This is a genomic window from Micromonospora sp. NPDC051196 (assembly GCF_040682415.1).
Taxonomy (GTDB): domain Bacteria; phylum Actinomycetota; class Actinomycetes; order Mycobacteriales; family Micromonosporaceae; genus Micromonospora.
Window position 1 is genome coordinate 228,544 of the sequence record NZ_JBFBAY010000009.1, and the last position, 26,264, is coordinate 254,807.

Genomic DNA, 26,264 nt, shown 5'->3' on the forward strand with positions numbered 1-26,264 from the left:
TGCGGCGTGCACACTACTGGCTCCCATCCGTCATCGGAGTGAGGCGCTGCGTGACAAACGTTGACGCGCCGGCATCGAATCGTGCCGGATCGCCTGAATCAGGCCGATCCACCGATCGGCCTCGCCTGTCGTTCGGCCAGGAAAGAATCTGGTTCACCGAACAGCTGACCCCGGACACCGCCGCCTACGTCCTCTACTCGACGGTGCGACTGCGCGGATCGCTGGAGATCGACCTGCTCCGGGCCGCCCTCGACGCCACCGCCGCCCGACACGACAGCCTGCGCATGCGGTTCACCGAGAGCGCCGACGGCGAACCGGTCGTGCAGGTACTGCCCGAGGTGCGGGTACCGGTCACGGTCACCACCGCCGCGTCCGACCAGGCCGCCCGGGAACTGGTCAACGCAGCCGTCGACACCCCGTTCGACCTGGCCGCCGCGCCGCTGCTGCGGGCCCTCGTGGTCCGGATCGACGACGACCAGCAGCTGCTGCACCTGGCGATGCACCACATCGTCGGCGACGGCTGGTCACTGGACATCCTGCTCGGCGAGGTCGCCGCCACCTACGGCGCACTGCGCGACGGCGGCACCGCACCCCCGGCACCGACGACCAGCTACCTCGACTACGCCGCCTGGCAGCGGGCCCGACTGGACGGCCCGGCGAGCGGCGACGGGTTCGCCTACTGGAGCAGGGTGCTGGCCGGCGTACCGCCGCTGGAGCTGCCCACCGACCGGCCCCGCCCGGCCGTGCTGTCGTACGCCGGTGGCACCCACCGCTTCGCCTTCGACACCGAACTCACCGACGGGCTGCGCCGACTCAGCCGTACCCACCGCAGCACGCTCTACATGACGCTGCTCGCCGGCCTGCAAGCCGTCCTGTTCCGCTACAGCGGCCAGCGGGACTTCGCCATCGGCTCCCCGGTCGCCGGTCGGGTCGTGCCGGAGCTGGAGCACCTCGTCGGCCTGTTCGTCAACACCCTCGCCCTGCGCGCCGACCTGTCGCCGATCGCCGCGAGCCCGGACACCCCCGCCACCGAACCCAGCTTCACCGCCCTGCTCAAACGCACCCGCACCACCGTCGTACGGGCGCTGGCCCACCAGGAGATCCCGTTCGAACGCCTGGTCGCCGAACTCAACGTGGCCCGGGACGTCAGCCGCACGCCCGTCTTCCAGGTGCTGTTCACCCTGCAGAACTACGACCACGGCGGCAGTGGCTGGCCGGCCGGACTGCGTGCTGAGGGCGTGGGCACCGACGCCTCGACCGCCCGCTTCGACCTGTCGCTGTACGTCGGCGAGAGCGCCGACGGCCTACGCGGCATGTTCGTCTACAACACCGACCTGTTCGACGCCGCCACCGTACGGCGACTGGCGGCCAGCTTCGAGACGCTGCTGCGCGGCGCGGTCGCGCAGCCCGACCGGCCGGTGGTCGACCTGGACCTGCTCGACCCCGCCGAGCGGGACCGCACGCTGGCGCTGGGGCGACCAGGCAGCGACGACACCACCGGGGTCACCGGGGGCGCGGAGACCCTGGCCGACCTGATCGACCGGCATGTCGCCGCCACTCCCGACGCCCCGGCGGTGGTGGGTGAGTCGGAGACGATCACCTACCGGGAGTTGGACCGGCGGGCCGACCAGCTCGCCGCCTGGCTACGCGGTCGCGGCGTCGGGCCCGACAGCCTGGTCGGAGTGCTGCTGGAACAGTCGGTCGAGCTGGCCGCGACGCTGCTCGGGGTGCTCCGCGCGGGCGGGGCCTACCTGCCGCTGGACCCGGAGCAGCCGGCCGCTCGGCTGGGCCGGATGCTCGCCGACGCCCGCCCGAAGATCGTGCTGACCAGCGCGCAGCTGCGTGACCTGCTGCCGGCGCAGGTGGACGCGGCCTGCCTGGACGAGATCGCCGACGCCGTCGCCGCCGGGCCGGACACCGCACCCGACGCCGTAGCGACCGGTGAACACCTCGCCTACGTCATCTACACCTCCGGCTCCACCGGCACCCCGAAAGGCGTGGCCGTGGCCCACCGGCAGGTGCTGCGCTATCTGGACGGGGTCGCCGACCGGTTCGGGATCGTCCCGGCCGCCCGGTACGGGCTGTTGCAGTCGATGTCGTTCGACTTCAGCGTCACCGTCTTCTATCTCGCACTGGCCACCGGTGGTGCGGTGCACCTGCTGCCGCGTCGGTGCACCGGCGCCGAACTCGCCGAGCGGCTACGGGCGCGGCGCATCGACTACCTGAAGATCACCCCGTCGCACCTGATGGCGCTCACCGCCGACGCCGAACCGGGCGACCTGCTGCCCGCCCGCGCGTTGATCCTCGGCGGTGAGGCGTCCGAACTGGACCGCGTCGTCCCCCTCGCGGCCGCCGGAGCGGCCCGGGTGTTCAACCACTACGGCCCCACCGAGGCCACCGTCGGCGTGGCCACGTACGAGGTGACCGCCACCGAGGCGGGCACCGGCCCGGTGCCGATCGGTCGGCCCCTGCCACACGCCCGGGTCTACGTGCTGGACGAGCGGATGCGCCCGGTGCCGGTCGGGGTGCCCGGCGAGCTGTACCTCGGCGGTGACCGGCTGGCCCGTGGCTACCTGAACCAGCCCGACCTGACCGCACAGCGGTTCGTGCCCGACCCGTACGGCCCACCCGGCGCCCGCCTTTACCGCACCGGCGACCTGGCTCGCTGGCGCGGCGACGGGCAGCTGATGTTCCTCGGCCGTCGCGACCACCAGGTGAAGATCCGTGGCTACCGGGTCGAACTGGGTGAGATCGAGGCCGCGCTGCGGGACTGCCCCGAGATCCGGCAGGCGGCGGTGCTGCTGCGCGACGACCGGCTGGTCGCCTACCTGGAACCGGCGGCCGATCAGGACCGGCCGGAGCCGACGCAGCTGCGCCGCCGACTCGCCGAGCGGCTGCCCGAACACATGCTGCCCAGCCGTTGGGTGCTGCTGGACCGGCTGCCGTTGCAGGAACACGGCAAGGTGGACCGGCGGGCCCTGCCCGAGCCGACCGACGAGCCGGCGACCAGCGCCGAGCAGGTCGCGCCGCACGGGCCGGTGGAGACCCTGGTGGCCGGCATCTGGCAGGCGGTGCTCGGGGTCGCGCAGGTCGGCGCCGGCGACGACTTCTTCGACCTGGGCGGGCACTCGCTGCTGGCCACCCAGGTGGTGGCCCGGCTACGTCGGGAACTGCCCGAGGTGCTCGGCGGCGCCGCACCGACGGTCAGCGTGATGGACCTGTTCCGCCACCGCACCGTACGCGAACTAGCCCAACTGGTCGGCGGCGACGGTGCCGGCGACGTCGGCCTGCTGCACGAGCTGACCCCGTCGGTGCCGGCCGGGCAGCGGATCGCCACCCTGGTCTGTGTCCCGTACGGCGGCGGCAGCGCAGTGGTGTACCAACCGCTGGCCGACGCGCTGCCACCCGGGCACCGGCTGCTGTCGGTGGCCGTACCCGGACACGACATCGGCGTCGCCGACGACCCCGCGCCCATCGACGAGGTCGCCGCCGACGTCGTCGCGGAGATCCTGGACCGGGTCAGCGGCCCGCTGATCCTCTACGGACACTGCGGTCCCGGTGGCGCCCTCGCCGTGGAGGTGGCCCGCCGGCTGGAGGCCGGCGGCCGGGACCTGCTCGCGGTGTACCTCGGCGCGGTCTTCCCGTTCGGTCGACCCGCCGGCGGCCTGCTCGGGCCGTTGCTGCGACTGCGACTGGCCGAACGGCTGCGCAGCGATCGGATCTACCGCACCTGGCTTCAGGCGCAGGGCACCAACATCGGCCAACTCGCGCCCGACGAGGTGCGGTTCCTGATCCGGGCGATGCGCCACGACGCCGAGGTGTCCGAGGAGTACTTCACCGAGCTGATGCGCCAGCGGGTGACACCACTCCGCGCGCCGGTCATCTCGGTGGTCGGCGAGCGCGACCGGGGCACCGAGTTCCACGAGGAGCGCTACCGCGAGTGGCACTTCCTCAGTGACCGCACCGCACTCGCCGTGATCGACGAGGGTGGCCACTACTTCCTCAAGTACCGGGCCGCCGAACTGGCCGAGATCGTCACCGACGTGCACCGGCGGATCGACGCGCCCACCCCGACCGCCGAGACAGTCGACTCCGGAGCGGCCGACACCGACGCGGTCGAGCCGGCTTGGCAGCTCGCCGCCGTCTCCCACCGGGGCCCCGAACCGCCGCAGACCGGCCGGACCAGGACGGACACCGCGCCGGCACCGAGCATGCGCCGCTTCGGTCTCGTCGCCGCCGGGCAGATCGCCTCCGGTATGGGCACCGCACTGACCACCTTCGCCGTCCCGCTGTGGATCTACACGCAGACCGGGTCACTCGCCCGGTTCGCGCTGTTCGCCGTGCTGGCGCTGCTGCCCGGCCTGCTCATCGCGCCGCTGGCCGGCGCGCTGGTCGACCGGTTCAGCCGGCGGGCCGTCCTGCTGACGGCCTGCGTCGCCGCCGGCGGCGGCAACGCCGCGCTGGCCGTACTGGTGCTGCTCGACCGGGTCGAGATCTGGCACTTCTATCCGTTCACCGCCTGGCTGTCGGTGGCGTTGGCCTTCCAACGTCTCGCGTTCGTCTCGGCGGTGCCACAACTGGTGCCCAAGCGTTTCCTCGGCCACGCCAACGGCCTGGCCCAGACCGCCGTCGGTCTCACCCAGTTCGTGGTGCCGCTGGCCGCCGTGGCCCTGCTCCAGGCCGTGGGGCTGCGCGGCATCCTCCTCGTCGACGTGGCGTTCTACATCTTCGCCATCACGGTGTTGGCGGTCGTGAAATTCCCCCGCACCCTGGCCCTGCAACGGCGGGAGAGCATCGGCGCGGAGATCCTCGCCGGCCTGCGGTACGCGCTGCGACGCCGGGAGTTCCGGGCCATGCTGACCTTCTTCGCCGCGCTGAACTTCTTCCTCTTCCCGGTGTTGTTCCTGCTCTCCCCGCTGGTGCTCGGCTTCGCCGACCTCGACGAGGTCGCGCAGGTCGCCCTCACCGGCGGGATCGGCGCCGCCACCGGTGGCCTGGTGATGCTGGTCTGGGGTGGTCCCCGGCACCGTCGGATGCGCGCGGTGCTGCTGGGCACCCTCGGCATCGCGGTGGCCGCCATGCTGACCGGGCTGCGCCCCAACCTGGTGTTGATCGCCGCCGGTGCCTTCGGCATGTACGCGTCCCTGGCCATCGTCAACGGCGTCTACGCCACGATCATCCAGACCAAGGTGCCGCCGCGCGTGCACGGCCGGGTCTTCGCGCTCAACCAGATGGTCGCGCAGTCCACCCTGCCGCTGGGCTGGGGTCTGGTCGCCCCGGCCGCCGCCCGGATCGCCGAGCCGATGATGCTGGCCGACGGCGCGCTGGCCGGCACCGTCGGCGTTGTTCTCGGCGTCGGCCCCGGACGCGGCCACGGCCTGCTCTACGTGCTGTTCGGGCTCTGCATCGCGTTGACGGCGGTGCTGGCGCTGGTGACGCCGGTGCTCGCCCGCTTCGACGACCAGGTGCCCGATGCGCCCCCGGACGACCTGGTCGGCATCGAGGAACGCCGGGCCCGAGCCGCCGCCGTCGCCCCGGCACCGGCCGTCCGAACGGTGAGCTGAGGTGGCCACGACGACGCCCGCGCCGCGTACGGTGCCGGATCTGCTGGACTGGCGGGTCGGCCTGCACCCGGACCAGGTGGCGGTCGAGGTGCACGGTGTGGCCACCCTGACCTTCGCCGACTGGGCTGCCGAGGCGAGCCGGGTCGCCGCCGCGCTGCTGGCCCGGGGCCTGCGCCGGGGTGACCGGGTCGGCCTGCTGTTCGGCGCCCGCGACTGGACCCGCTTCGCCGTCGCGTACTGCGGCGTGCTGCGGGCCGGAGGGGTGGCCGTGCCGCTGTCCGACCGGCTCGCCGCCGGACAACTGGAGTACGCGCTGACCCACTGCGCGGCCACCGCCGTCCTGCACGGCGACGACACCCCCGCCCCGACCGTGCCGGCCGGGCTGCCGGTCTGGACCTGCGCCGAACTGCTCACCGGGGCGCCCTGCTACCACGCCGCCGTCTCGGCGGCTCGTCCCGGCGACCTCGCGCAGATCCTCTACACCTCCGGCACCACCGGGCGGCCCAAAGGGGTGGCGGCCAGCCACGCCAACCTCACCGCCGGGGCACCGAACCATCCCCGCCGGTTGGCCCTGGCCCACTCCCGACGGTTCCTGCACGCCTTCGCCATCGGCACCAACGCGGGGCAGACCATGCTGCTCAACGCGCTCACCGCGAAGGCCGGCGCGCTTACCCTGCCCCGCTTCACCCCGGTCCGGTTCGCCCGGCTGGTCGAGGCACCCGGCACTGGCACCCTCTTCGTGGTCCCCTCGATCGCCGTCGAACTGCTCGACTCCGGTGCGCTGCGGGGGCGCGACACCAGCGGCGTACAGCTGATCGGGTCCACCGCCGCGCCGCTGGCACCGGCGGTCGCCGCCCGGCTGGCCGCGGCCTTCCCGGCGGCCACCATCGTCAACTACTACACCTCCACCGAGGCGGCCCCGGCACAGACCACGATGATCTACGACCCGTCGCGTCGGGACGCGGTCGGCCGACCGGTCGGCGGGCAGCTGATGGTCGCCGACGCCGACGGCAACCCGCTACCCGCCGGCACCACCGGCGACGTGTGGCTGCGCGCCCCCTTCACCCGCGCCTACTACCGCGACGAGGCCGCCAACCGGGCCACCTTCCGCGACGGATGGGTGCGGATGGGCGACGTCGGCCGTATCGACGCCGACGGCTACCTGTATCTCACCGACCGGCACCAGGACGTGATCAAGACCGGCGCGTTCAAAGTCTCCACCCTGGAGGTGGAAGCGGCGCTGTACGAACACCCTCTGGTCGCGGAGGCCGCCGTGGTCGGCGTACCGCATCCGGTGCTCGGCTCGGCGGTCGCCGCTGCCGTGGTACCCCGCCCGCCGGCCGGACCGGACGACCTCTCCCTGCCCGTACTGCGCGGCTTCCTCGCCGACCGGCTGGCCGACTACCAGTTGCCCGCTCGGCTGCTGGTGCTCGATCAACTGCCGCACAACGAGGGCGGCAAGGTGCTCAAGCGGCAGCTCACCGACCTGTTCGAGAAATGATCATCACCACCGGCACAACCATGGGAGCAGATGTGGGCACCGCCGAGGCGACGTACGCACAGCACGCGGTCTGGTTCACCGAGCAGGCCGGGGCCGCGGGAACGGCGTATCACATGGCGTTGGGCGTACGGTTCGGCGCCGAACTCGACCGTCGAGCCCTCGTGGCGGCCTGCGCGACGCTGACCGAACGGCATCCGATCCTCTCCGCCCGCATCGTCGGCGCCGACGACGGCACCCCACGCCTCGCCCCGGCCGAGACCGGCCCGTCGGTCGGCTTCGGTGAACTGACCGACGCGCGCGTCGCCGAGGAGATCGCCCGACCGTTCGACCTCGGCACCGGACCGCTGGCCCGGTTCACCCTGCTGACCGGCGTCGACGGCGACCATCTGTTGCTGGTCACCGCACACCACCTGGCCTTCGACGGCGCCTCCAAGGACGTTCTCGCCCGGGACCTGGCCACCGCGTACGCCGCCGCCCGAGCGGGCGCACCGGTCGACCTGCCGGCCCGCACAGACGATCACACCGGCCTCGCCGCAGCCGAACAGCAGCGGGTCGCCGTGGATCTGCCCGCCGCCCGCGCCTACTGGGCCCGGCACTGGTCCGGGCCGGGTGACGTGGTCCTGCCCGGTCTGCGTCGGCTGCCCACCGGCGCGGAGCCCGGCGCCGTCGTCGCCGCCGACCTGCCCGCCGACCTGGCCGACGGCGTCGACCGGGTGGCCCGAACGCTGGGCGTGACCCGCTTCGAGGTGCTTCTCGCGGCGCTGCACGCCCTGCTCGCCCGCTACGGCAACCAGGGCGTCCCGGTCGGGGTGGCGCTGTCCACCCGTACCCCGGAACAGGCCGACCTGGTCGGGCTGTTCGTCAACGAACTGCCGGTGGCTGCGGACCCCGCCGAGGCGACCTTCCGCGACCATGCCCATGCACTGCGGGCACGGCTGCGCGAGGTGTACCGGTACCGGGCCGTGCCGCTGGCCCACGCGGGGCCCGGCCTGCGGCCGGCACCGGCGCTGACCCCGGTCAGTGTCGGCTACCGGCGGCGCGGCGCCGAACCGGCCTTCCCCGGGGTGACCAGCCAGGTGGAGTGGACCCTGTTCAGCGGTGCCGCCCGCAACGCGTTGCACGTGCAGATCGTCGACGCGCCCACCGGCATCACGATCGGTCTCCAGCACAGCCGCGCGGCCATCGACACCGACGCGGTACGCCGTATCGCCGGGCACCTGCACACCCTGCTCGCCGCCGTGGCCGCCGATCCGGACCAGCCGGTGGCGCGACTGCCGCTGCTGCCCGACGACGAACTCGACCAGGTCACCCGGGCCGGCAACGACACCGCCCGCAGCTATCCGGTCGAGGCGACCGTGCCGACCCTGTTCGCCGCCCGGGTCGCCGCCGATCCCGACGCGCCGGCCCTGGTCGACGGTGACCTGACGCTCAGCTACCACCAACTCGACGAGGCCACCCGGCGCCTGGCCGGGGCGTTGCGGCACCGCCACGTCGGCCCCGGAACGCTCGTGGCCGTGCCCCTCGAACGGTCCTGGCAGGCGGTGGTGACCCTGCTGGCGGTGCTGCGCTGCGGCGCCGCCTACCTGCCCATCGACCCGAATCACCCACCTGCCCGGCAGGAGGCGGTGCTCAGCGACGCTGCCCCGGCGCTGGTGGTGACCGGCACCGCGACCGCGTCGGACCGACCCACCCTGGCCCTGGACAGCGTCGCCCTGCTCGACGGCCCGGTGCCGGCGGAACCCGCCGAAGGGCCGAGCGCCGACGCGCTGGCCTACGTGCTCTACACCTCCGGCTCCACCGGTCGCCCCAAGGGGGTGGCGGTGCGTCACGCGGCACTGGCCAACATGCTGTTCGGCGTACGGGACCTGCTGGGCAGCGGGCCGACGCACCGTTGGCTGCACCTGACGTCGCTGTCGTTCGACATCTCCACGGTGGAGGTCTTCCTGCCCCTGGTCACCGGGGGCCGGGTGGTGGTCGCCTCGACGGTCAGCGCGCTGGAGGGCGCGGCTGTGCTGGCGTTGATCCGCGCGGCGGGTGTGACCCACGCCCAGGCCACTCCGTCGGGCTGGCGGGTGCTGCTGGAGGCCGGCCTCGCTGCCCCGGGCGACCCCGCGCCGCCGCTGGTCGCGGTCGCCGGTGGCGAGGCGCTGCCGGTCACCCTCGCCCGGGACCTGCGGGCCCGCACCGCCCGGTTGATCAACGGGTACGGCCCGACCGAGGCCACCGTGTACGCCACGATGGCCGACATCCCGGCCGACCCCGTCGACGTCACCATCGGCGGTCCGCTGCCGAACGTGCGGGCGTACATCCTGGACGAGACCGGTCTGCCGGTGCCGATCGGGCTGCCCGGTGAGCTGCACCTGGCCGGCGCCGGGCTGGCCGTGGGCTATCTGGGCAGCGACGATCTCACCGCGCAGCGGTTCGTGCCGGACCCGTACGACCCGGCCGGGGGGCGGCTGTACCGTACCGGTGACCGCTGCCGGTGGCTGCCCGACGGGCGGATCGAGTTCCTCGGCCGTACCGACCACCAGGTCAAGATCCGGGGCCACCGGATCGAACTGGGGGAGATCGACGCCCGGCTGCTCGACCATGCCGGGGTGGCCGAGGCGGTCACCGTGCTCCGGCAGGACGCCGACGAGCCGCGCCTGGTCGCCTACCTGGTGCCCCGACCAGGCAGCGTGGTGGATCCGGCCGACCTGCGCCGACACCTGGCGGCGAGCCTGCCGCAGGCGGCCCTGCCCGCCGACTACGTGACCCTCGACCGGCTGCCGATCAGCCCGAACGGCAAGGTGGACCGGGCCGCGCTGCCCGCCCCGGCCGCACGGAAAGCCGACGAGGACGCCGGCACCACCGCCGGACCGGTCGACGACGACCCGTTGCTGGCCCAGCTGCGACTGATCTGGCAGGAGGTGCTGCGGATCCCCGACATCGGCCTGCACGAGGACCTGTTCGACCTGGGTGGACACTCGCTGACCATCACCCGGATCAGCGGTCGTATCCAGCAGCGCCTCGGGGTCGACGTGCCGCTGGATGCCTTCTTCGAGACCCCGACCATCGCCGAGATCGCCGACATCGTCCGACAGTCCCAGAAGGAGTCCTGACAAGTGGATGACACCGAACTGCGCGAGCGGGTCGCGGTACTGGTGAGCGAGGCCACGGCGGGGGAGGTGCCGGCGGCCGACGTGCTTGCCGGCGGTTCCCTGATCGCCCTCGGCGTCGATTCGCTCGGACTGCTGCGCCTGGTCGACGCGATCGAGTCGGAGTACGGCGTCGAGATCGAGCTGAACGCGGGCGGTTCCCTGGACACCCTCGACGAGCTGGTGACGCTGCTGACCGCCGCCCACGCGGCCGCCGTCGAGGATGCCCAGGGCTGACCGGCGCTTTCGCCAATGTGGACGAAAGTGTCCGGCGTGGGCGTCGTAAGTGTCGACGGGTGCGGCGGAAGGCGCTAATCTCCCAGCCAGATGGCCGTCGATGCGAGGAGCGTGATGTCCCCCAAGACCGGAAGGCCCTCCTACCTGCTCGATCCGCCGGCCCGCAAGGCGTCCGCCCGGGCCCGCCTGCTTGCCGGCATCGTCGCGGCGGCGCTGGCCACCGGCCTGCTCGGCGGGCTGATCGGCTACTCCGTGGGACGGCCGAGCGAGGCCGAGGCGAGCATCGTGCGGCTCCAGAAGGCCGAGGCCGAGCGCGACGTGCAGCAGATCATCGAGCTCACCGACCTGGCCCACCGGACCGGAGACGAGCTGTCGCCCATCCTCACCGCCCTCCGGCAGGCGTCGGACGCCGGACGCCCGCCCGAGGCGGCGCAGGTCGGCCAGTGGCAGCAGACCATGCGCCAGCTGACCGCGCGGTTCGCCGATCCGCCCTCGGGTACGACCGCCACCAACGTCGCCCGTGGCGGGCTGCGTAGCGCGGTGGAACAGGCCGCCATCGCGGTCGACTCGCTCGCGCTGGCCGTTGCCGCGAACGCAGCCGACGAACGGCTGGCGCTGGCCGCGCGGCAGGCCGCCGTCGCCGTGACCACCTGGTCGGTGGCCGCGACCCAGCTCGACCAGATCAACATCGACGCCGGACAGGGCCACCAACACGTACACCTGGACACCGGCGGCGCGGACGGCGCCTTGACGCCCGACGGCGCGGCCGAGGGCCACGGCGGCTGATCCGCGATAGTCCCCGCCGGCATCGGGCTGGCCGGCGGGGACCTCGGCGGTGGTGGAGCGAGGGTCACCCTCCGCAGCAGCTGCCCCCAGCGGAGGCGGTGACCAGCCCGAGTTCGGCGCGCGGCAGGTCGACGCTCGGGGTGGCGGAGCAGACGCCGGTCTCGGGCAGGTCGAGCTGCACGTCACGGGCGGCGGTCCAGTCCCCGGCGAGGGCCGCGGCGATGGAGCGGACCTGCTCGTATCCGGTGGCCATCAGGAAGGTCGGGGCGCGGCCGTAGGACTTCATGCCGACGGCGAAGTAACCGGGTTCGGGTTGGGTGAGTTCGTCGACGCCGTGCGGGCGGACGGTGCCGCAGGAATGGTCGTTCGGGTCGATCAGTGGAGCGAGGGCCCGGGTGCAGCCCAGCACAGGGTCGAGGTCGAGGCGCAGTTCGGCGGCGATGCGGTGATCGGGTCGGAAACCGGTGGCGGCGATGATCCGGTCGGCGGTCAACGCGCGCCCGTCGGCGGCGGTCAGCCGGACGTGCCCGTCGACGGCGGCGACGGCGTGCACGGCGAAGCCGGTGAGCAACTGCACCCGACCGGAGTCGACGAGCTGCTTGACTCCGGTGCCCAGCGCCCCGCGGCCGGGTAGCGCGTCGGCGTCCCCGCCGCCGATCGCCCGGTCGATGGAGCCGCCTCGGGTGGCCCAGGTGACGGTCGTGCCGGGCTCCAGTGCCGCCAGTTCGGCGAGCGCGAGCAGGGTGTTCGCGGCGGAGTGTCCCGCGCCGACGACGACGGTGTGCCGGCCGGCGTACCGGTCGCGGTCGACGCCGAGCACGTCGGGCAGCGCCCCGTCGACGAGCGCGCTGGTCTGCGGGTCGGTCTCGCCGTGCGCGGGGAGTCCGTTCGCGCCGAGGACGTTCGGTGTGCGCCAGGTGCCGGAGGCGTCGATGACCGCGGCGGCGAGGAGGTCCTCGCCGGTGGCCAGCCGGACGACGAACGGCGCGTGCTCACGGCCGGCGGTCCGGACCCGGTCGACGCCGACGCGGCCGATCGCCGTGACCGGGGCGTCGTAGCGGACGTGCGGGGCGAGCTGCGGCAGCATCGCCAGCGGCCGCAGGTACGCCTCGACCAGCTCCGCGCCGGTGGGCAGCGTGTCGAGGTCGGGGGCGACCCAGCCGGCGGCTTCCAGCAGCCGGCGGGCGGCATGGTCGATGTTGTACCGCCACGGCGAGAACAGGTGCACGTGTCCCCACTGCGCCACGGCCGCTCCGGCCGAGGGCCCGGCTTCCAGCACGGTGCAGGGCAGCCCTCGCTCGTGCAGGTGTGCCGCCGCGGCCAGACCCACCGGCCCCGCGCCGATCACCACGACCGGGTACGGCCCGTCGACCCGCCCGGCCGTCGGGGCCGTCACGCTGGCATCATTCGTGACTGATGTGTCGCCGGGGTCGCAGCGGCCCGCGTCTGTCGCGACGTTCTCGTTCGGGCCGCAGCCGGTGTCGGCCTGTCCGGCGGCCTGGACGGTGCCGCAGCACGCTGCGGCGGCCTGCTCCTCGCTCATGATCACGACTCTCTCTGCTTGTTGACATGGGCGGACGCGCATCACCGGGCGTCGTGCCCGGCGATCAGGTGATCCGGCCGGCAGCCGGAACTGCGCTGCGGGCCGGACGCATCAGCCTCGGCCGATCGGTGGCTCGAAACCTGTCGAACCGGTGCCCCTACCTTGCATCGTGGCTAGACAACTGTCAAGCTAGATGCATGTCGGTCCTTTCCGTGCTGGACGCCGCGCCGGGCTGCTGCCCGCCCCTGGCGGTGCAGCCGCTCGCGCCATCGGTCGCCGGCGAACTGGCGCCGCTGTTCAAGGCCCTGGGTGACCCGGTCAGGCTGCGGCTGCTGTCACTGATCGCCTCCACCACGGAGGTGTGCGTCTGTGAGCTGACCGAGGCCTTCGAGGTCACCGGCGCGACCATCTCGCATCATCTGCGGGTACTGCGGGAGTCCGGCCTGGTCGACAGCGAGCGCCGGGGCACCTGGGTCTACTACTGGGTGCGCCGGGAGGCTCTGGACCTGCTCGGCAACCTGCTGACCGGCACCGCCGACAGGTCGAGCCACGGCGCCTCCGGGGCGCCGCAGATGCGACCCGAAACACATCAGGAGGCGCTGATATCAGCCAATCCTGATGTGGTGCGGTTGCTGGCGGATCCGTTGCGGGCGCGGATCGTGCAGATCCTCGCCGACGGCCCGGCGACCACGTCACACCTGGTCGCGGACACCGCAGCGAAGCAGCCCAACGTGTCCGGACACCTCAAGCTGCTGCGCGAGGCCGGTGTGGTGACCGCCGAGCCACGCGGACGCTTCACCTACTACCGGCTCGTCCCGGAGGTTCTGCAGGGTGCGGCGCTGCACCTGGCCGATCTCGCCGCGCAGGCTCGGGCCCATTCCGAGAACTTCCGGGCCTGCTGACGTGACGACCACCCCGGCCGGCGTGGCACCGCCGACAGTCGTCGCGCGGCTGTCACGCCTCGACCGGTTCCTCCCGCTGTGGATCGGCCTGGCCATGGCCGCCGGCCTGCTGCTCGGCCGGCTCGTGCCTGGCCTGAACACCGCCCTGGAAGCGGTCACGATCGGCGGGATCTCGCTGCCGATCGCCCTCGGTCTGCTCATCATGATGTACCCGGTGCTGGCCAAGGTCCGCTACGACCGGCTCGACTCGGTCACCGGCGACCGCCGGCTGCTGCTGTCCTCACTGCTGCTCAACTGGATCCTCGGCCCGGCCCTCATGTTCGCCCTCGCCTGGATCTTCCTCGCCGAGCGCGCCGAGTACCGCACCGGCCTGATCATCGTCGGTCTCGCCCGTTGCATCGCCATGGTCATCATCTGGAACGACCTGGCCTGCGGCGACCGCGAAGCCGCCGCCGTCCTCGTCGCCCTCAACTCGGTGTTCCAGGTCCTCGCGTTCGGCCTGCTCGGCTGGTTCTACCTGTCCGTGCTGCCGAGTTGGCTCAACCTCAACGGCGCGCAGTTGCAGGTCTCCGGGTGGGACATCGCGGTCAACGTGCTGATCTTCCTCGGCATCCCGCTGCTCGCCGGCTATCTCACCCGCCGTCTCGGCGAACGCGCGAAGGGCCGCACCTGGTACGAGCGCCGCTTCCTGCCGAAGATCGGCCCGCTCGCCCTCTATGGGCTGCTGTTCACCATCGTCATCCTGTTCGCGCTTCAGGGCGACGCCATCACTTCGCAGCCGTGGGATGTGGTGCTGATCGCGGTGCCGCTGCTGGTGTACTTCGCGGTCATGTGGGCCGGCGCCTACGCCCTCGGCCGGGCCCTTGGCCTGAACTACGAACGCACCACCACCCTCGCGTTCACCGCCGCCGGGAACAACTTCGAACTGGCCATCGCCGTGGCCATCGGCACGTTCGGCGTCACCAGCGGCCAGGCCCTGGCCGGCGTCGTCGGCCCGCTCATCGAGGTCCCGGTGCTGGTCGCCCTGGTCTACGTCAGCCTCGCCCTGCGTCGCCGGCTCTTCCCCGCCGGCCTCGACCGATAAGGAAGCTCTCGTGTCCGACGACAAGCCCAGCGTCCTGTTCGTCTGCGTGCACAACGCCGGCCGCTCCCAGATGGCCGCCGGCTGGCTGCGCCACCTCGCCGGCGACACCGTCGAGGTCCGCTCCGCCGGCTCCGCCCCCGCGGAGACCATCAACCCCGCCGCCGTCGCGGCCATGCGCGAGGTCGGCATCGACATCACCGACCAGACCCCCGAACTCCTTGAGTACGACACCGTCGAAGCCTCCGACGTCGTCGTCACCATGGGCTGCGGCGACGTCTGTCCCGTCTTCCCCGGCAAGCGCTACGAGGACTGGAAGCTTGAAGACCCGGCCGGCAAGGACGTCGAGGCCGTACGCCCGATCCGCGACGAGATCAAGTCCCGCATCGAGCAACTGCTCGCTGACCTCATCCCGACTACCTGACCAGAGGCTGCCGCAGCGCGGCGAGGGTGAGTCCATCCCGGTCGAGCTGATCAAGGATGGAGCGGATGTTCCTGGCACCGAAGCGGGCTGCCCCGGTGCCAGGAACGGATCAACCGGTCAGCTCGCCGTGCAGCTCGGTGTCGGGGCGGTGTTCGTGCCGCCGAACGTGCCGAGGAAGCCGAACGAGGTGCTGGCGCCCGGTGCCAGATTGCCGTTGTAACTGACGTTGCGGGCGGTGACCGCCGATCCCTGGCTGGTGACGGTCGCGTTCCACGCCTGGCTGATCGTCTGCCCGTTGGCGTAGGTCCAGGTCACCGTCCAGTTTCTGATCGCGGTCGCGCCGGCGGTCACCCGTACCTCGGCCTGGAAGCCGCCGGTCCACTGGTTGGTCACCGTGTACGTCGCCGTGCAGGCGTTACCGCCCGGCGGCGGAGTGGTCGGCCCCGGTGGTGGGGTGGTCGGGCCCGGTGGCGGGGTGGTCGGCGGGGGAGTGGTGGTGGGCCCGCCCCAACCGGCGGTCGTGTCCAGCCAGGCCGCGCGGCGCAGCATCCAGTCCCGCAGGAACTGCACCTGTCCCTGCCAGGTGGGCGCGGTCGGGGTGATGAACGGTCCGATCATCCGTGTGCTCAGGTTGGGCCAGCGTTGGAAGTTGCGCTGCGCCGCGTTGGTCAGCGGCGTGCTGAGCGAGTTGAGGCGGGACTGCAACGCCGCGTCGGACAGTGGGCCACGGCGCAACGTCTGCCAGCGCAACCGGACCTGGTTGACGAAGGCCGGATCGCGCAACAGTTGCGTGAACCAGTCGTTTGCCAGCGGTTGGCGCCCCTGCTGGTGCTGCCAACCCGAGGTCTGGTCGTTGGCGAAGTAGCCACCCACCCCGAAACTGAGGTCGTAGTCCCAGAGCGGCCCGGCGAAGATCTTGGTGTCCCGGTCCTTGTAGAAGTACGCGCTGCGGACGTACGAGTCCATCTCCCGGCTCAGCTCGTTGACGATGAGCTGGTCGATGAAGGAATCCACGTCGATGTACGCGCGATAGCCGGTTGTCGGGTCGGCGAAGTTCGGTGCCCGCAGCACGTTGTGGAACTCCTGGATGTGGTTGCGTAGCCAGTCGCGCTGTTCCGGCTGCAACGGCGACGGGTCGGCGACCTCGAGGTAGTTCCAGCAGGTGGCGGCGGGGCCGGTGCACGGCAGGGTCGGTTCCTCGGCGGCCATCCACTCGAACTTGAAGATGTAGCCGCCGGTGATCCTGGGCAGGGTCCGGTCGTCGGCGCGCAACTGCTTGAGGTCGAGGCGGTTCTTGGAGTTCTTGATCGTCTCGACGATCATGTAGACGCCCATGTAGTCGTCGGCACCGACCGGGCCGGCGTCGGTGTTGAGGTAGAACTCCGCGAACGCGTACCGGGGGGCGGGCAGGCCCATCTCACGACCGAGGTCGTAGACGAAGGCCTCCCGGATCAGCGCCTTGTCGGTGAACGGGCCGCGCAGCACCCAGTCCGAGTCGGCCGGCATGCCCAGCACCGGATAGTCGGCGTCGTCGTCCTCGTTGTCCCAGAACTCGATCCGGTACGGCGTCTTGTCGAAGCTCGACGACGACTGCCCACGCAGCCGGAACCCGGCGCGGGTCGCCACGGTGGGCGCGGCCGCCAGCGAGGTGGTGCCACCACCGGGCTCGAAGATCATGGTGGCGGCGTCGAAGTACTCCCGCTGGGGGCGTCCCGCGCCGTACGAGTCGATCAGGATCACCGGCAGGTCATGGGCGTTGGTGGTGTTGCGGGCGACGTACATGGCGGTACCGGGTGCGCCGGTGGCCGTCTGCCCGTCGAAGGCCTGGGCCCGTAGTTGGGTCGTCCGGGTCAGCCGCAGCGGTGTGCCCGAGTACAGCGCCGACTGCGCGGTGGGCAGCCGGCCGTCGGTGGTGTAGCGGATCTGGGCACCGTTGACGGTGCTGCTCAGCGACACCGTGACCTCGCCGGCGAAGGTGCCGCTCGGTACGGAGAAGGTGATGTCACCAACCAGGTCGTCGGCGGCGGCGGTGGCCGCGACGGCATCGCCCGTGGTGCCGGCGGTGCCGGTGACCGAGGTGTCGTTGGTGGCGGCGGCCGGTTCGGCGCCGGCCGGCGGTGGAGCCGGGACGAGGAGTCCGGCGACCAGCACGGCGGCGGCGACGACGCCGATCGCCCGCGCCGGGGCAGCCGCGATGCGTGTACTGCGGACGGTCAGACGCACGATGCCTCCTGGACGGATCGAAGGGTGGTGGATGGTGCTGTGCCCGCCGACGGTGTGCTGTCCCGGAAGTGGCGGCGCAGCGTCCGCCGCCACGGCGAGTCCGGCAGTTCCGGGCGCAGCGCGGCCAACCCGGTGGCGTACTTGGAGATGCGGACGGGCCGCGTTCCGCGCTGCCACAACAGTCGATCGGCCGGTGAGACGGCACGGCCGGTCTTGGTCTCGACCACGGCGAGGTCCGGCAGTCGCAGGATGCGGTCGCCGTCCTGCCAGGTCAGGTCGGTGTCGACGGTGACCCGGCTGGCGGTGGCGGGCAGCAGCAGAGTCATCCGTCGATAGGTGGTGACCAGCACCGGATCGAGCGCGCTACCGGCGGGCGGGCAGACCGCCTCGCGTTCCAGTGCCTCCTGCACGAAGGCGCGGCCGGGGTGCACGGTGGCGCGGTCCTGTGGTCGGTACGGCAACCGGTGCTTGGTGCAGCTGCCCCGCGCTCCGCTGATCTTGACCTCCAGCCAGCACTGCGCGGAATCCAGATAGCTGCGGGTGCGTACCTTGAAGCGCCTGCGTCGCCGGTAGGCCGCGTAGTGGTAGCTGGCCAGTCGTGGGGTGTCGAAGTACACCGACTCGTAGCGGAAGACGCGGGCGCCGTCGATGTCCAACACCCGCGCGTACGCGGACAGCTCTGCCAGCAGGTGTGGCAGCTCGTCGAGGGGCACGACGTACTTGCGGTCGATGCGGGTCTGTAGGGCGGCCTGGTCGACGAGTTCGGTCAGCCCGACCGGTGCGAGTTCCGCCAGGGGCGCGGTGATCGGGGTCATCGACCTGCTCCCGCCTGAGCCGGGCGGCCGGCCTTCACCGGGGCGCCGCCTCGGCCCCGCACCGAGTACCGCACGTCGACCAGGGTGGTTTCGTTGACCAGGTCGAGTCGTTGCACGGTGGCGGTGTGCACCCGGGCGCCGAGCAGCTGCTCCAGTTGGGCGACGAGCGTGACCTGGTCGGTGACGGCGGAGTCGAGCACGATGATCTGGTGCCGGTAGTGGCGCAGCAGCCGGGGATGGTCGCCGAGGAACATCACCACGAGGATGAGACCCATCAGGCCGCCGCTGAGCCAGACCGAGGTGGTGCTCAGCGCGCCGAGGATGCCCAGGGCCAGGGCGGAGAAGTAGTAGGCGACCTCGTGCTGATCCAGCTCCGTCGAGCGGAGCCGGATGATCGACAGTACGCCGAACAGCGCCAACCCCAATCCGAGCCCCGCACCGACGTTGCTGGCACTCAGCGCGCTGGCCACGGCGAGGACGCCGACGTTGACTCCCAGATAGGCGACGACGAGATCGCGGCGACGGTGGCGTGGGAAGTAGAGCCCGAAGACGAGCAACACCACCGCGCAGATGTCGATTGCGAACAGGACGAGCTGCGGCATCTCGTTCGTTCCTCCTGGGTCGCTGCCGCGTCGGCCTGGCACCGTTCACGCGGTCCTGCGACCCGTGGACGAGCAGCCGAACACAGTCGAAACTTCCGGTAAACTTGCGGGAACTATTTCGGGAATAGTAAACCAATGCATTGAAGAGGGTCAATCACTGCTGCGCTCCGCCGCAGGTCGAATGTGGTGGCGGCGCGTCGGCGCACCCCGCTACCAGGGGCAACGCCGCTGCGCATTGCCGGGCTGCGGATGATCTGGAGGGTCTGTGGATCAATTGCCCTGCGGCCCGGAAAGATCCGTCTCCGGAAGTTACCGAAACCATATTGACATCTATCGCTCATTGGGCGGAAACTCGCCAGACCTGCATCGATGTACGTCAATCAAGACTGCCGCTTGACTCCGCCGGGAAGGAGACCTTCGGTGATCAACCGCACGGGTCGCTTCACGTTCCAATGGATGGTCGCCCTGTTGACGGTCCTGGTGGTCGTCGTGGCAGCGGTGACGGTGACAGCGCAACATCGGACCGCCCGCGCCTCGGGCAGCGAAGTCCTGGTGGCCGCGTCGGTGGAGGACGAGGGCGCCGACTGTCCCGTGACCAACCCCGGTCAGCTGACCGCGAACCCGCGGTTGCCCGATCCGTTCCGCCGGATCGACAACACCCGGATATCCACGAAATCGGATTGGCGCTGCCAGCGCGCGCAGACCAAACGGTTGGCGGAGCGGTACGTCTACGGCGAGAAGCCCGGCAGACCGCAGGGAGTTTCGGGCACGGTCACGAGTACCGGCATCACCGTGAACGTGACCGACAACGGCCGTAGCGCCAGTTTTTCCGCGAGCGTGCAACTGCCCAGCGGCACCGGACCGTTCCCGGCCGTCGTCGTCCTGGGCGGATTCGGCGCTGACACGGCCACCATCAGGGCCGCCGGTGCCGCCGTCATCAACTACGACCCGCTCTCCGTGGGGCGGGAGGGCACCGCACGCAACAACAAGCAGGGCGCCTTCTACAGCATCTACGGCTCCTCGAGCGGCACCGGACTGCTTGCCGCCTGGGCCTGGGGGGTGAGCCGGATCATCGACGTTCTCGAACAATCGAACCGCACCATTCTCCGTGCGGACGCGACCGGCGTCACCGGCTGTTCCCGGTACGGCAAGGGCGCTCTCGTCACTGGCGCGCTCGACCAGCGCATCGCCCTGACCATGCCGATCGAGTCCGGCTCCGCCGGTTCTCCGATCTTCCGCGGCATCCCCGGTGAGTCGGGCGCCCAGCCGTTGAGCAGTGCCTACGGCGAGCAGCCCTGGCTCGGTGACGCCTTCGGCTCGTTCACCGGCAATCCCGCCAACCTGCCGGTGGACACCCATCAGACGCTGGCCCTGGTGGCGCCGCGCGGGCTGTTCATCATGGACAACCCGCACATCGACTGGCTGGCCGCCCGATCCAGCAGCGTGGCCGCCCTGGGCGGCGCCGAGGTCTACCGGGCGCTCGGCACGGCCGACAACATCACCTACTGGTCCGATGTCCAGGACGGCACGCACTGCGCCAGCAGGTCCGAGTGGCGGGCCCCGCTTCAGCAGCACATCCAGAAGTTCCTGCACAAGACGGGCAGCAGCACCGGCACCTTCCGGATCTCCAGCCGCAAGGCCGGCAACCTGGCCGAATGGCGGGACTGGCAGACCCCCACCCTCGCCGACGGCCCGACGACCCCGCCCCCGGCGACCACTCCGCCTCCGGGAACGACCCCGCCTCCGGCGACGACTCCGCCCCCGGGGACCACGCCGCCTCCGGCTGGTGGTGGTTGCACGGCGACGGCATCGATCAACCAGTGGACCGGTGGCTTCGTCGCCACGGTACGGGTCACCGCCGGCTCCTCGCCGCTCAACGGCTGGACGGTGACCGCGCCTCTGTCGGCCGGGGCCAGTGTCACAAACGCCTGGAACGCCACCCACGGCGGCAGTAGCGGGACCGTCACCTTCACCAACGTCAGCTACAACGGATCGGTCGCCGCAGGACAGTCGACGGAGTTCGGCTTCCAGGGCACCGGCACGGGTACCGGACTGTCCCCCACCTGCACCGCCCGGTAGTTCCCGGCCCCCCGAGCCCGTGCGCCACCTGGGTGCGAAGCGACGACCTTCGCACCCAGAATGGCCTTGAAACTTCCGGAAAACTTCCGGAAGTCATTGACGTCTGTGAAACCGCGCTGAAATACTTCCGGCCAGTAAGGCCGATGCGATCCCTTTGTCGGGGAATCGCGGGCATCGTCCCTATCCCGCGAGTCCGGATTCATGCTGCCCGAATCGGGCCACCGGACCCGGAAGGAGCTGCTATGAGCAAGGAATCCCGAGTACCCGGACGGCCGAGAAGACTGCGGGCAGCCCTCGCCCTCGGCGCCGTCGGCCTGATGGCAGCGGTGGGTGCTGTGGTGCTGCCCGGCAACGCCAGCGCCGCCGAGACCACCCTCGGTGCCGCGGCGGCGCAGAGTGGCCGGTACTTCGGCACCGCCGTCGCGGTGAACAGGCTCAACGACTCGGCGTACACGACCATCCTGAACCGCGAGTTCAACCAGGTCACCGCCGAGAACGAGATGAAGATCGACGCGCTCCAGCCGCAGCAGGGGCAGTTCAACTGGGGCAACGGCGACCGGCTCGTCCAACACGCGCGCAGCCGCAACATGCAGGTCCGGGGCCACACTCTGGCCTGGCACTCGCAGCAGCCGAGCTGGATGCAGAACATGTCCGGCCAGCAGCTGCGCAACGCCATGCTCAACCACGTGACCCAGGTCGCCACCCACTACCGCGGCCAGATCGCCTGGTGGGACGTGGTGAACGAGGCGTTCGAGGACGGATCGAGCGGTGCCCGCCGTAACTCCAACCTGGAGCGTACCGGCAGCGACTGGATCGAGGCGGCCTTCCGTGCCGCACGTACGGCCGACCCGAACGCGCAGCTGTGTTACAACGACTACAACATCGACAACTGGAACGACGCGAAGACCCAGGCCGTCTACCGGATGGTGCGGGACTTCAAGCAGCGGGGCGTGCCGATCGACTGTGTCGGTCTCCAGTCGCACTTCACCGGTGGCTCGAACTACCCGAGCAACTACCGCACCACGCTGTCCAGCTTCGCCGCCCTCGGCGTCGACGTGCACATCACCGAGCTGGACATCCGCAACGCGCCGAGCGACGCCTACCGCAACACGGTCAACGACTGCCTCGCCGTCCCGCGCTGCAAGGGCATCACCGTGTGGGGCATCCGTGACTCCGACTCGTGGCGCTCCAACGAGAGCCCGCTGCTGTTCGACGGTGGCGGCAACAAGAAGGCCGCCTACACCGCCGTGCTCAACGCGCTGAACAGCGCCGCGCCCGGCGGCGGCGACCCGACCACCCCGCCGCCCGGCACCACCCCGCCGCCCACCAACCCCGGCGGCTGCACCGCGTCGATGACGCCCGGTCAGGTCTGGGGCGACCGCTACAACACCTCGGTGACGGTCAGCGGTGCCAACACCTGGTCGGTGGTCGTCAACATCACCCCGCCGCAGCGGATCTCCGCCACCTGGAGCGGCAACCCGACCTGGGACGGCAGCGGCAACGTGATGACGATGCGCTCCAACGGCAGCGGCAACACGTTCGGCTTCACCACGATGATGAACGGCAACTCCGGGGCCCGACCGCAGATCGTGTCCTGCACCGCCGGCTGACCACCGGTAGTCGAGCAGGCCGTCGGCCGTGCGGGTTCTCCCCGCACGGCCGGCGCCGTTTCGGTGAGAAGGCGTCTTCCACCCGACCTGATACCGCGATCACGCCGAAACGGCGTCGATCAAAGAGGTCATCGGTTGAGCAGACGGGTGAGTCCGGCAACGACTGCGGTGGTCAGCATCCACCCGACGAGCACGAGCAGCGCCGAGATGTACTGGCTGGCACCGGCAGCGCGCCATGCCCCGTCGTGTCCGAGGTTGATGATCGGCAGGAGGAGATCGAGAGACTGTAGTGCCGGGTTGCGTTCCGGTGCCGCGTCGGAGCGGGGAGCTGACGGCTGGACCGTGAACGTCAGCGTCCCGAGAGCCCAGAATGCGGCGAGCCAGACACCGGCGAGCCAGGGTCGGTAGCCGTAGCCGACAACACCGTCGAGGAGGTATCCGAAAATCCGCTTGGGACGGTTCAGGGTTGCCCTACGTTGGCGCTGTTTCTCCAGGAGCACGCGTCGGGCTTCCTGGTCCTGGCCGTTCTGCCGGTAGTGGGCGGCCAGTTGCTCGTAGGGCTGCGGCGCGTAGCCGTCAGGGCTACGGCGCAGCCAGTCCAGGCGCTGCCCGATGGTGACCGACTGCGGTGGCAACGGTGACCCACGGGGCGCGGGCGACCGTGCGACCAGCAGCCGGTAGTTGCATCCGATCAGGTCGAGTTCTGCCGGCCAGGTCGCCGGATTGTCGAAGATCGAGTCGGCCTGGAGGCCGCTGAGACGTACCCGGCCGACTGGCGGGGCTGCGAAGGTCAGCCAGAGACTCGCGACCCGGGCGCCGCCGAGGTGTAACGCCCAGATGCCCGTGGTGCTGATCCGCGCCTCGGTGAAGTTCAGTTGGTTGCCGATCTGTGCGTGGACCAGGATGATGCCGCCCTCGGCGGTGAATCCGTACCGGGCGGAGAAACTGCCGGCGATGGTCAGGCGATTGGCGTCGATGGCCGGTCCGCGCGAACTCTGCACGGTGGCGCCGGTGAACAGCACGTCACCGCCGATGGTCGCCGCGGAGAGCCAAACCCTGCCGTACGCGACGAATCCAGACCTGCCGCTGAGATCGCCGCTCACCGTCATCCGCGCAGCGGCGAGCGCGTAGTCCTGCGTCCCTGAACCGCCCAACGTGGCGCCGTCGAGTGTCAGGGATCCGCCGATTCGCGCATCGCGCAGGTCGACCGGGCCGGTGATGCGGCATCTGGTCAGGTTGAGATCACCACGGACTTCCAAGAGCCGGGCATGAAAGCCCGGCAGCACGCATTCGATCAGAGTGACGCCTGCGGTGCAGGCGTTGGTGAGGTCCAGGACGTCGGTGATCGTCACACCGACGAGGAACACCGGTACGCCGACGTCGGCCTGCCGGACGTCAAGGCGGCCCACAATCCTGGCGTTACGCAGCCGCAACGCCGCCCGGGGGGATGCCGCCCGGTCGACCGCACGCGTCACAAGATCGGCGACGACATCGGCGCGAACTGCGGCATCCTTGAGGTCGAGTTCCTCGCCTCGGAAAAACGCTGACTGGAGTCGTCGCTCAGCCGGGTCCAGCCGGTCGCGACGTCCTCCCATGGCAGTGATGATCGCATATGGCTGGCTGCGGCCGACCCCCTCAGACCGGCCGCCATCAACTGGGCCGTGGCCGTGAACGCCACCGGTGAGCGTTCGGTCGAATGGCAAGCTGACACCCATGGACAGGAAACAGGTGGCTGCCTGGATCGCGGCGTACGAGCATGCGTGGCGTACGCCGGGGACGCAGATGCTCGCCACGCTCTTCACCGCGCAGGCGAGCTACCAGCAGGGGCCTTACCGGGAGCCGGTCGTCGGTCTGCCGGCGATAGCCCGGATGTGGGAAGCCGAGCGGGACGGTCCCGGGGAGGTGTTCCAGATGACCAGTGAGGTCGTCGCGGTCGAGGGTGACACTGCGGTGGCGCGGCTGGAGGTCCGGTACGGCGACCCGGTCGACCAGGAGTACCGCGATTTGTGGATCATGCGTTTCGCCGAGGACGGGCGTTGTGGATCCTTCGAGGAATGGCCTTTCTGGCCGGCGCAGCCGACCACCACCGGCACATAGGGCGTGCCGGCCGAACGCGAGTTCGCACAGCCTGGCTCTCACCCGCAGCGCGAGCGCCCGTCCGGCCGAAGCGGAGGACGGACGCTCGCGGGCACGTGACAGTCAGGATCGGGTGCTCGGGCGGTAGTCGAACCAGTCGAAGGCCGCGCTGCCCTCGGTGACGTAGAGGCCGAACACCCGGCCGGTGAAACCGGCGGCGACCTCGGTGGACAGGTACCGCCCGTCGAGTTCGGCGAGCACGACCGGCCCGGTGTCGGTCAGCACCTCGAAGCTGACCGTGTCGCAGGCGGCCGGGCGTACGCCGAAGGGGGCTCCGGGTGCCGTCACCTGGTCGGCGGCGGTCACCGTCGGCGGGAGCAGGTCGGCGGTACGGGTGGCGATGGTCAGGGTGACCGGGCCGGCCGGCACCGACAGCTCACCGAAGACCTGGCGGAACGGCCCCACCCGGCCGATCACCCGCACCAGCCCGTCACCGACCTCGATGTCGTAGTGGTGGGCCTCGTCGATGCGCAGCGTCAACCCGGCCCGACCGGCGCCTGCGTCGACGTGCACGCTGGCCCGGCAGTCGTGGTGCTGCTGCCGCCGGGCGACCAGGGTGGCGCCGGACCGGTCCAGGGTCGTACCGGCGGCGTGCAGGGTGAGCCAGCCCGGCCGGTCGGTCAGCGACCAGCTGTCCTTCGGTCGCTCCCGTAGCGAGATCCATTCCGGCGCGAGCGCGTCGGCGGCGTCGAAGTCGTCCCGGTACGCACCGGTCGCGGGCGGCGCGGCCAGGGCGGGCGGGCTGCCGGCCGGCGCGGCCATCGTCTCCTCGACCGGGTCGACCACCGGCCAGCCGTCCACCCAGCGCACCGGCACCAGGAACGTCTCCCGGCCGAGCACGTGGTACGGCGGCCACTGGCCCTTGGCGCGGATGCCCAGCAGCACCAGCCACCAGCTGCCGTCGGTGGCCTGCACCAGGTCGGCGTGGCCGGTGGCCTGCACCAGCCGGTCGGTGCTGCGGTGGGTCAGGAACGGGTTGACCGGGCCGGGCTCGAAGGGGCCCCGGATGCTGCGGGACCGGGCGATCGAGACGGCGTGGCCGGTGTGCGTACCGCCCTCGGAGACCAGCAGGTACCACCAGTCGCCGATCCGGTACAGGTGCGGGGCCTCCGGGTACTGCCCGCCGGTGCCCGACCACATCGGCACCGGCCCCTCCAGCACCGTGCCGGTCTCCGGATCGATCCGGTACGACTCGACCCCCGACACGGTCAACCAGCAGTCCCCGTTGTCGTCCCAGGTCAGCGACGGGTCGATGTGCGGCACGTCGAGGTGGAGCGGCTCCGACCACGGGCCGGCCGGGTCGGTGGCGGTGACCAGCAGGTGACGGCCGGTGGTGACGTTTGTGGTGACCATGTAGAAGCGGCCGTCGTGGTGGCGGATGGTCGGGGCGTAGATGCCGGCGGAGGCGTGCGTGTCCGGCGGCAGTTCGAGCTGGCTGGGACGGTCGAGCACGTTGCCGATCTGCCGCCAGTTCACCAGGTCCCGGCTGTGGAAGATCGGTACGCCGGGGAAGTACTCGAAGCTGGAACAGACCAGGTAGTAGTCCTCGCCCACCCGGCACACGCTGGGATCGGGGTGGAAGCCGGGCACGACGGGGTTGCCGAAGGTGGCGGAATCGGTCATG

General features: G+C 71.2%; 16 protein-coding genes and 3 pseudogenes. 12 read left to right on the forward strand and 7 right to left on the reverse strand.

Annotation, left to right across the window (positions count from 1 at the left end):
- Positions 1 to 50: 50 nt before the first annotated feature.
- From AB0M35_RS19130 to AB0M35_RS19150, 5 genes are all read left to right on the forward strand, one after another.
- Entirely contained in the window at positions 51 to 5,564 is a 5,514-nt protein-coding gene (locus AB0M35_RS19130; RefSeq protein ID WP_363746882.1) for an amino acid adenylation domain-containing protein, read from the forward strand.
- A gap of 1 nt (position 5,565) precedes the next feature.
- On the forward strand, positions 5,566 to 7,065 hold the full coding sequence (locus AB0M35_RS19135; protein WP_363746883.1) for an AMP-binding protein: 1,500 nt from the start codon (positions 5,566 to 5,568) through the stop codon (positions 7,063 to 7,065).
- A 20-nt stretch (positions 7,066 to 7,085) separates the two neighbouring features.
- Complete coding sequence (locus AB0M35_RS19140; RefSeq protein WP_363746884.1) at positions 7,086 to 10,166, forward strand: amino acid adenylation domain-containing protein; 3,081 nt, start codon at positions 7,086 to 7,088, stop codon at positions 10,164 to 10,166.
- A gap of 3 nt (positions 10,167 to 10,169) precedes the next feature.
- Positions 10,170 to 10,439: an acyl carrier protein gene (locus AB0M35_RS19145; RefSeq protein WP_363746885.1), complete on the forward strand. Its 270-nt coding sequence runs from the start codon at positions 10,170 to 10,172 to the stop codon at positions 10,437 to 10,439.
- Positions 10,440 to 10,553: 114 nt separating this feature from the next.
- The gene (locus AB0M35_RS19150) at positions 10,554 to 11,225 is read left to right on the forward strand and encodes a hypothetical protein (protein WP_363746886.1); all 672 of its coding nucleotides are present in this window, start codon (positions 10,554 to 10,556) and stop codon (positions 11,223 to 11,225) included.
- Positions 11,226 to 11,289: 64 nt separating this feature from the next.
- Here AB0M35_RS19150 and AB0M35_RS19155 read toward each other — a convergent pair whose 3' ends face one another.
- Positions 11,290 to 12,768, reverse strand: coding sequence for an FAD-dependent oxidoreductase (locus AB0M35_RS19155; protein ID WP_363746887.1), 1,479 nt, complete (start codon positions 12,766 to 12,768; stop codon positions 11,290 to 11,292).
- Between the two features lie 197 nt (positions 12,769 to 12,965).
- Here AB0M35_RS19155 and AB0M35_RS19160 point away from each other — a divergent pair.
- The 4 genes and pseudogenes from AB0M35_RS19160 to AB0M35_RS19175 form a co-directional block, all read left to right on the forward strand.
- Positions 12,966 to 13,262, forward strand: a pseudogene (locus tag AB0M35_RS19160) (metalloregulator ArsR/SmtB family transcription factor); the annotation flags it as partial.
- 78 nt (positions 13,263 to 13,340) lie between these two features.
- Positions 13,341 to 13,670, forward strand: a complete 330-nt coding sequence (locus AB0M35_RS19165; RefSeq protein ID WP_363746942.1) for a metalloregulator ArsR/SmtB family transcription factor — start codon at positions 13,341 to 13,343, stop codon at positions 13,668 to 13,670.
- 1 nt (position 13,671) lies between these two features.
- Positions 13,672 to 14,754: an ACR3 family arsenite efflux transporter gene (arsB, locus tag AB0M35_RS19170; protein ID WP_363746888.1), complete on the forward strand. Its 1,083-nt coding sequence runs from the start codon at positions 13,672 to 13,674 to the stop codon at positions 14,752 to 14,754.
- 10 nt (positions 14,755 to 14,764) lie between these two features.
- Positions 14,765 to 15,175: an arsenate reductase ArsC gene (locus AB0M35_RS19175; protein WP_363746889.1), complete on the forward strand. Its 411-nt coding sequence runs from the start codon at positions 14,765 to 14,767 to the stop codon at positions 15,173 to 15,175.
- Between the two features lie 117 nt (positions 15,176 to 15,292).
- Here AB0M35_RS19175 and AB0M35_RS19180 read toward each other — a convergent pair.
- From AB0M35_RS19180 to AB0M35_RS19195, 4 genes and pseudogenes are all read right to left on the reverse strand, one after another.
- Positions 15,293 to 15,679, reverse strand: a pseudogene (locus AB0M35_RS19180) (cellulose binding domain-containing protein); the annotation flags it as partial.
- A 33-nt stretch (positions 15,680 to 15,712) separates the two neighbouring features.
- Positions 15,713 to 17,491 (reverse strand): annotated as a pseudogene (locus AB0M35_RS19185) (CotH kinase family protein); the annotation flags it as partial.
- The gene (locus AB0M35_RS19190) at positions 17,389 to 18,213 is read right to left on the reverse strand and encodes a polyphosphate polymerase domain-containing protein (protein WP_363746890.1); all 825 of its coding nucleotides are present in this window, start codon (positions 18,211 to 18,213) and stop codon (positions 17,389 to 17,391) included. The gene AB0M35_RS19190 and the pseudogene AB0M35_RS19185, both read right to left, overlap by 103 nt.
- Positions 18,210 to 18,815: a DUF4956 domain-containing protein gene (locus AB0M35_RS19195; protein WP_363746891.1), complete on the reverse strand. Its 606-nt coding sequence runs from the start codon at positions 18,813 to 18,815 to the stop codon at positions 18,210 to 18,212. The genes AB0M35_RS19190 and AB0M35_RS19195 overlap by 4 nt, the downstream gene beginning before the upstream one ends.
- Before the next feature lie 456 nt (positions 18,816 to 19,271).
- On the opposite strand from AB0M35_RS19195, the gene AB0M35_RS19200 reads away from it, so the two are divergent.
- Together AB0M35_RS19200 and AB0M35_RS19205 are read left to right on the forward strand one after the other, a co-directional pair.
- Entirely contained in the window at positions 19,272 to 20,894 is a 1,623-nt protein-coding gene (locus AB0M35_RS19200; protein ID WP_363746943.1) for a cellulose binding domain-containing protein, read from the forward strand.
- Positions 20,895 to 21,136: 242 nt separating this feature from the next.
- A complete protein-coding gene (locus AB0M35_RS19205; protein ID WP_363746892.1) occupies positions 21,137 to 22,504 on the forward strand; it encodes an endo-1,4-beta-xylanase in 1,368 nt (455 codons plus the stop codon).
- A 128-nt stretch (positions 22,505 to 22,632) separates the two neighbouring features.
- Here the strand turns inward: AB0M35_RS19205 and AB0M35_RS19210 are convergent, their stop codons facing one another.
- Positions 22,633 to 24,099, reverse strand: a complete 1,467-nt coding sequence (locus AB0M35_RS19210) for a hypothetical protein (RefSeq protein WP_363746893.1) — start codon at positions 24,097 to 24,099, stop codon at positions 22,633 to 22,635.
- A gap of 118 nt (positions 24,100 to 24,217) precedes the next feature.
- On the opposite strand from AB0M35_RS19210, the gene AB0M35_RS19215 reads away from it, so the two are divergent.
- Positions 24,218 to 24,601: a nuclear transport factor 2 family protein gene (locus AB0M35_RS19215; RefSeq protein WP_363746894.1), complete on the forward strand. Its 384-nt coding sequence runs from the start codon at positions 24,218 to 24,220 to the stop codon at positions 24,599 to 24,601.
- Positions 24,602 to 24,703: 102 nt separating this feature from the next.
- On the opposite strand, the gene AB0M35_RS19220 is transcribed toward AB0M35_RS19215, so the two are convergent.
- A complete protein-coding gene (locus AB0M35_RS19220) occupies positions 24,704 to 26,263 on the reverse strand; it encodes a glycoside hydrolase family 43 protein (RefSeq protein ID WP_363746895.1) in 1,560 nt (519 codons plus the stop codon).
- Between the last annotated feature and the right edge of the window lies 1 nt (position 26,264).

Coding starts and splice junctions, on each gene's coding strand:
- AB0M35_RS19195 (WP_363746891.1), bottom strand. CDS start 18,815: ATGCCGCAGCTCGTCCTGTTCGCAATCGACATCTGCGCGGTGGTGTTG.
- AB0M35_RS19150 (WP_363746886.1), top strand. CDS start 10,554: ATGTCCCCCAAGACCGGAAGGCCCTCCTACCTGCTCGATCCGCCGGCC.
- AB0M35_RS19165 (WP_363746942.1), top strand. CDS start 13,341: ATGCGACCCGAAACACATCAGGAGGCGCTGATATCAGCCAATCCTGAT.
- AB0M35_RS19200 (WP_363746943.1), top strand. CDS start 19,272: ATGGTCGCCCTGTTGACGGTCCTGGTGGTCGTCGTGGCAGCGGTGACG.
- AB0M35_RS19220 (WP_363746895.1), bottom strand. CDS start 26,263: ATGACCGATTCCGCCACCTTCGGCAACCCCGTCGTGCCCGGCTTCCAC.
- AB0M35_RS19155 (WP_363746887.1), bottom strand. CDS start 12,768: ATGAGCGAGGAGCAGGCCGCCGCAGCGTGCTGCGGCACCGTCCAGGCC.
- AB0M35_RS19140 (WP_363746884.1), top strand. CDS start 7,086: ATGGGAGCAGATGTGGGCACCGCCGAGGCGACGTACGCACAGCACGCG.
- AB0M35_RS19205 (WP_363746892.1), top strand. CDS start 21,137: ATGAGCAAGGAATCCCGAGTACCCGGACGGCCGAGAAGACTGCGGGCA.
- AB0M35_RS19190 (WP_363746890.1), bottom strand. CDS start 18,213: ATGACCCCGATCACCGCGCCCCTGGCGGAACTCGCACCGGTCGGGCTG.
- AB0M35_RS19210 (WP_363746893.1), bottom strand. CDS start 24,099: ATGGGAGGACGTCGCGACCGGCTGGACCCGGCTGAGCGACGACTCCAG.
- AB0M35_RS19215 (WP_363746894.1), top strand. CDS start 24,218: ATGGACAGGAAACAGGTGGCTGCCTGGATCGCGGCGTACGAGCATGCG.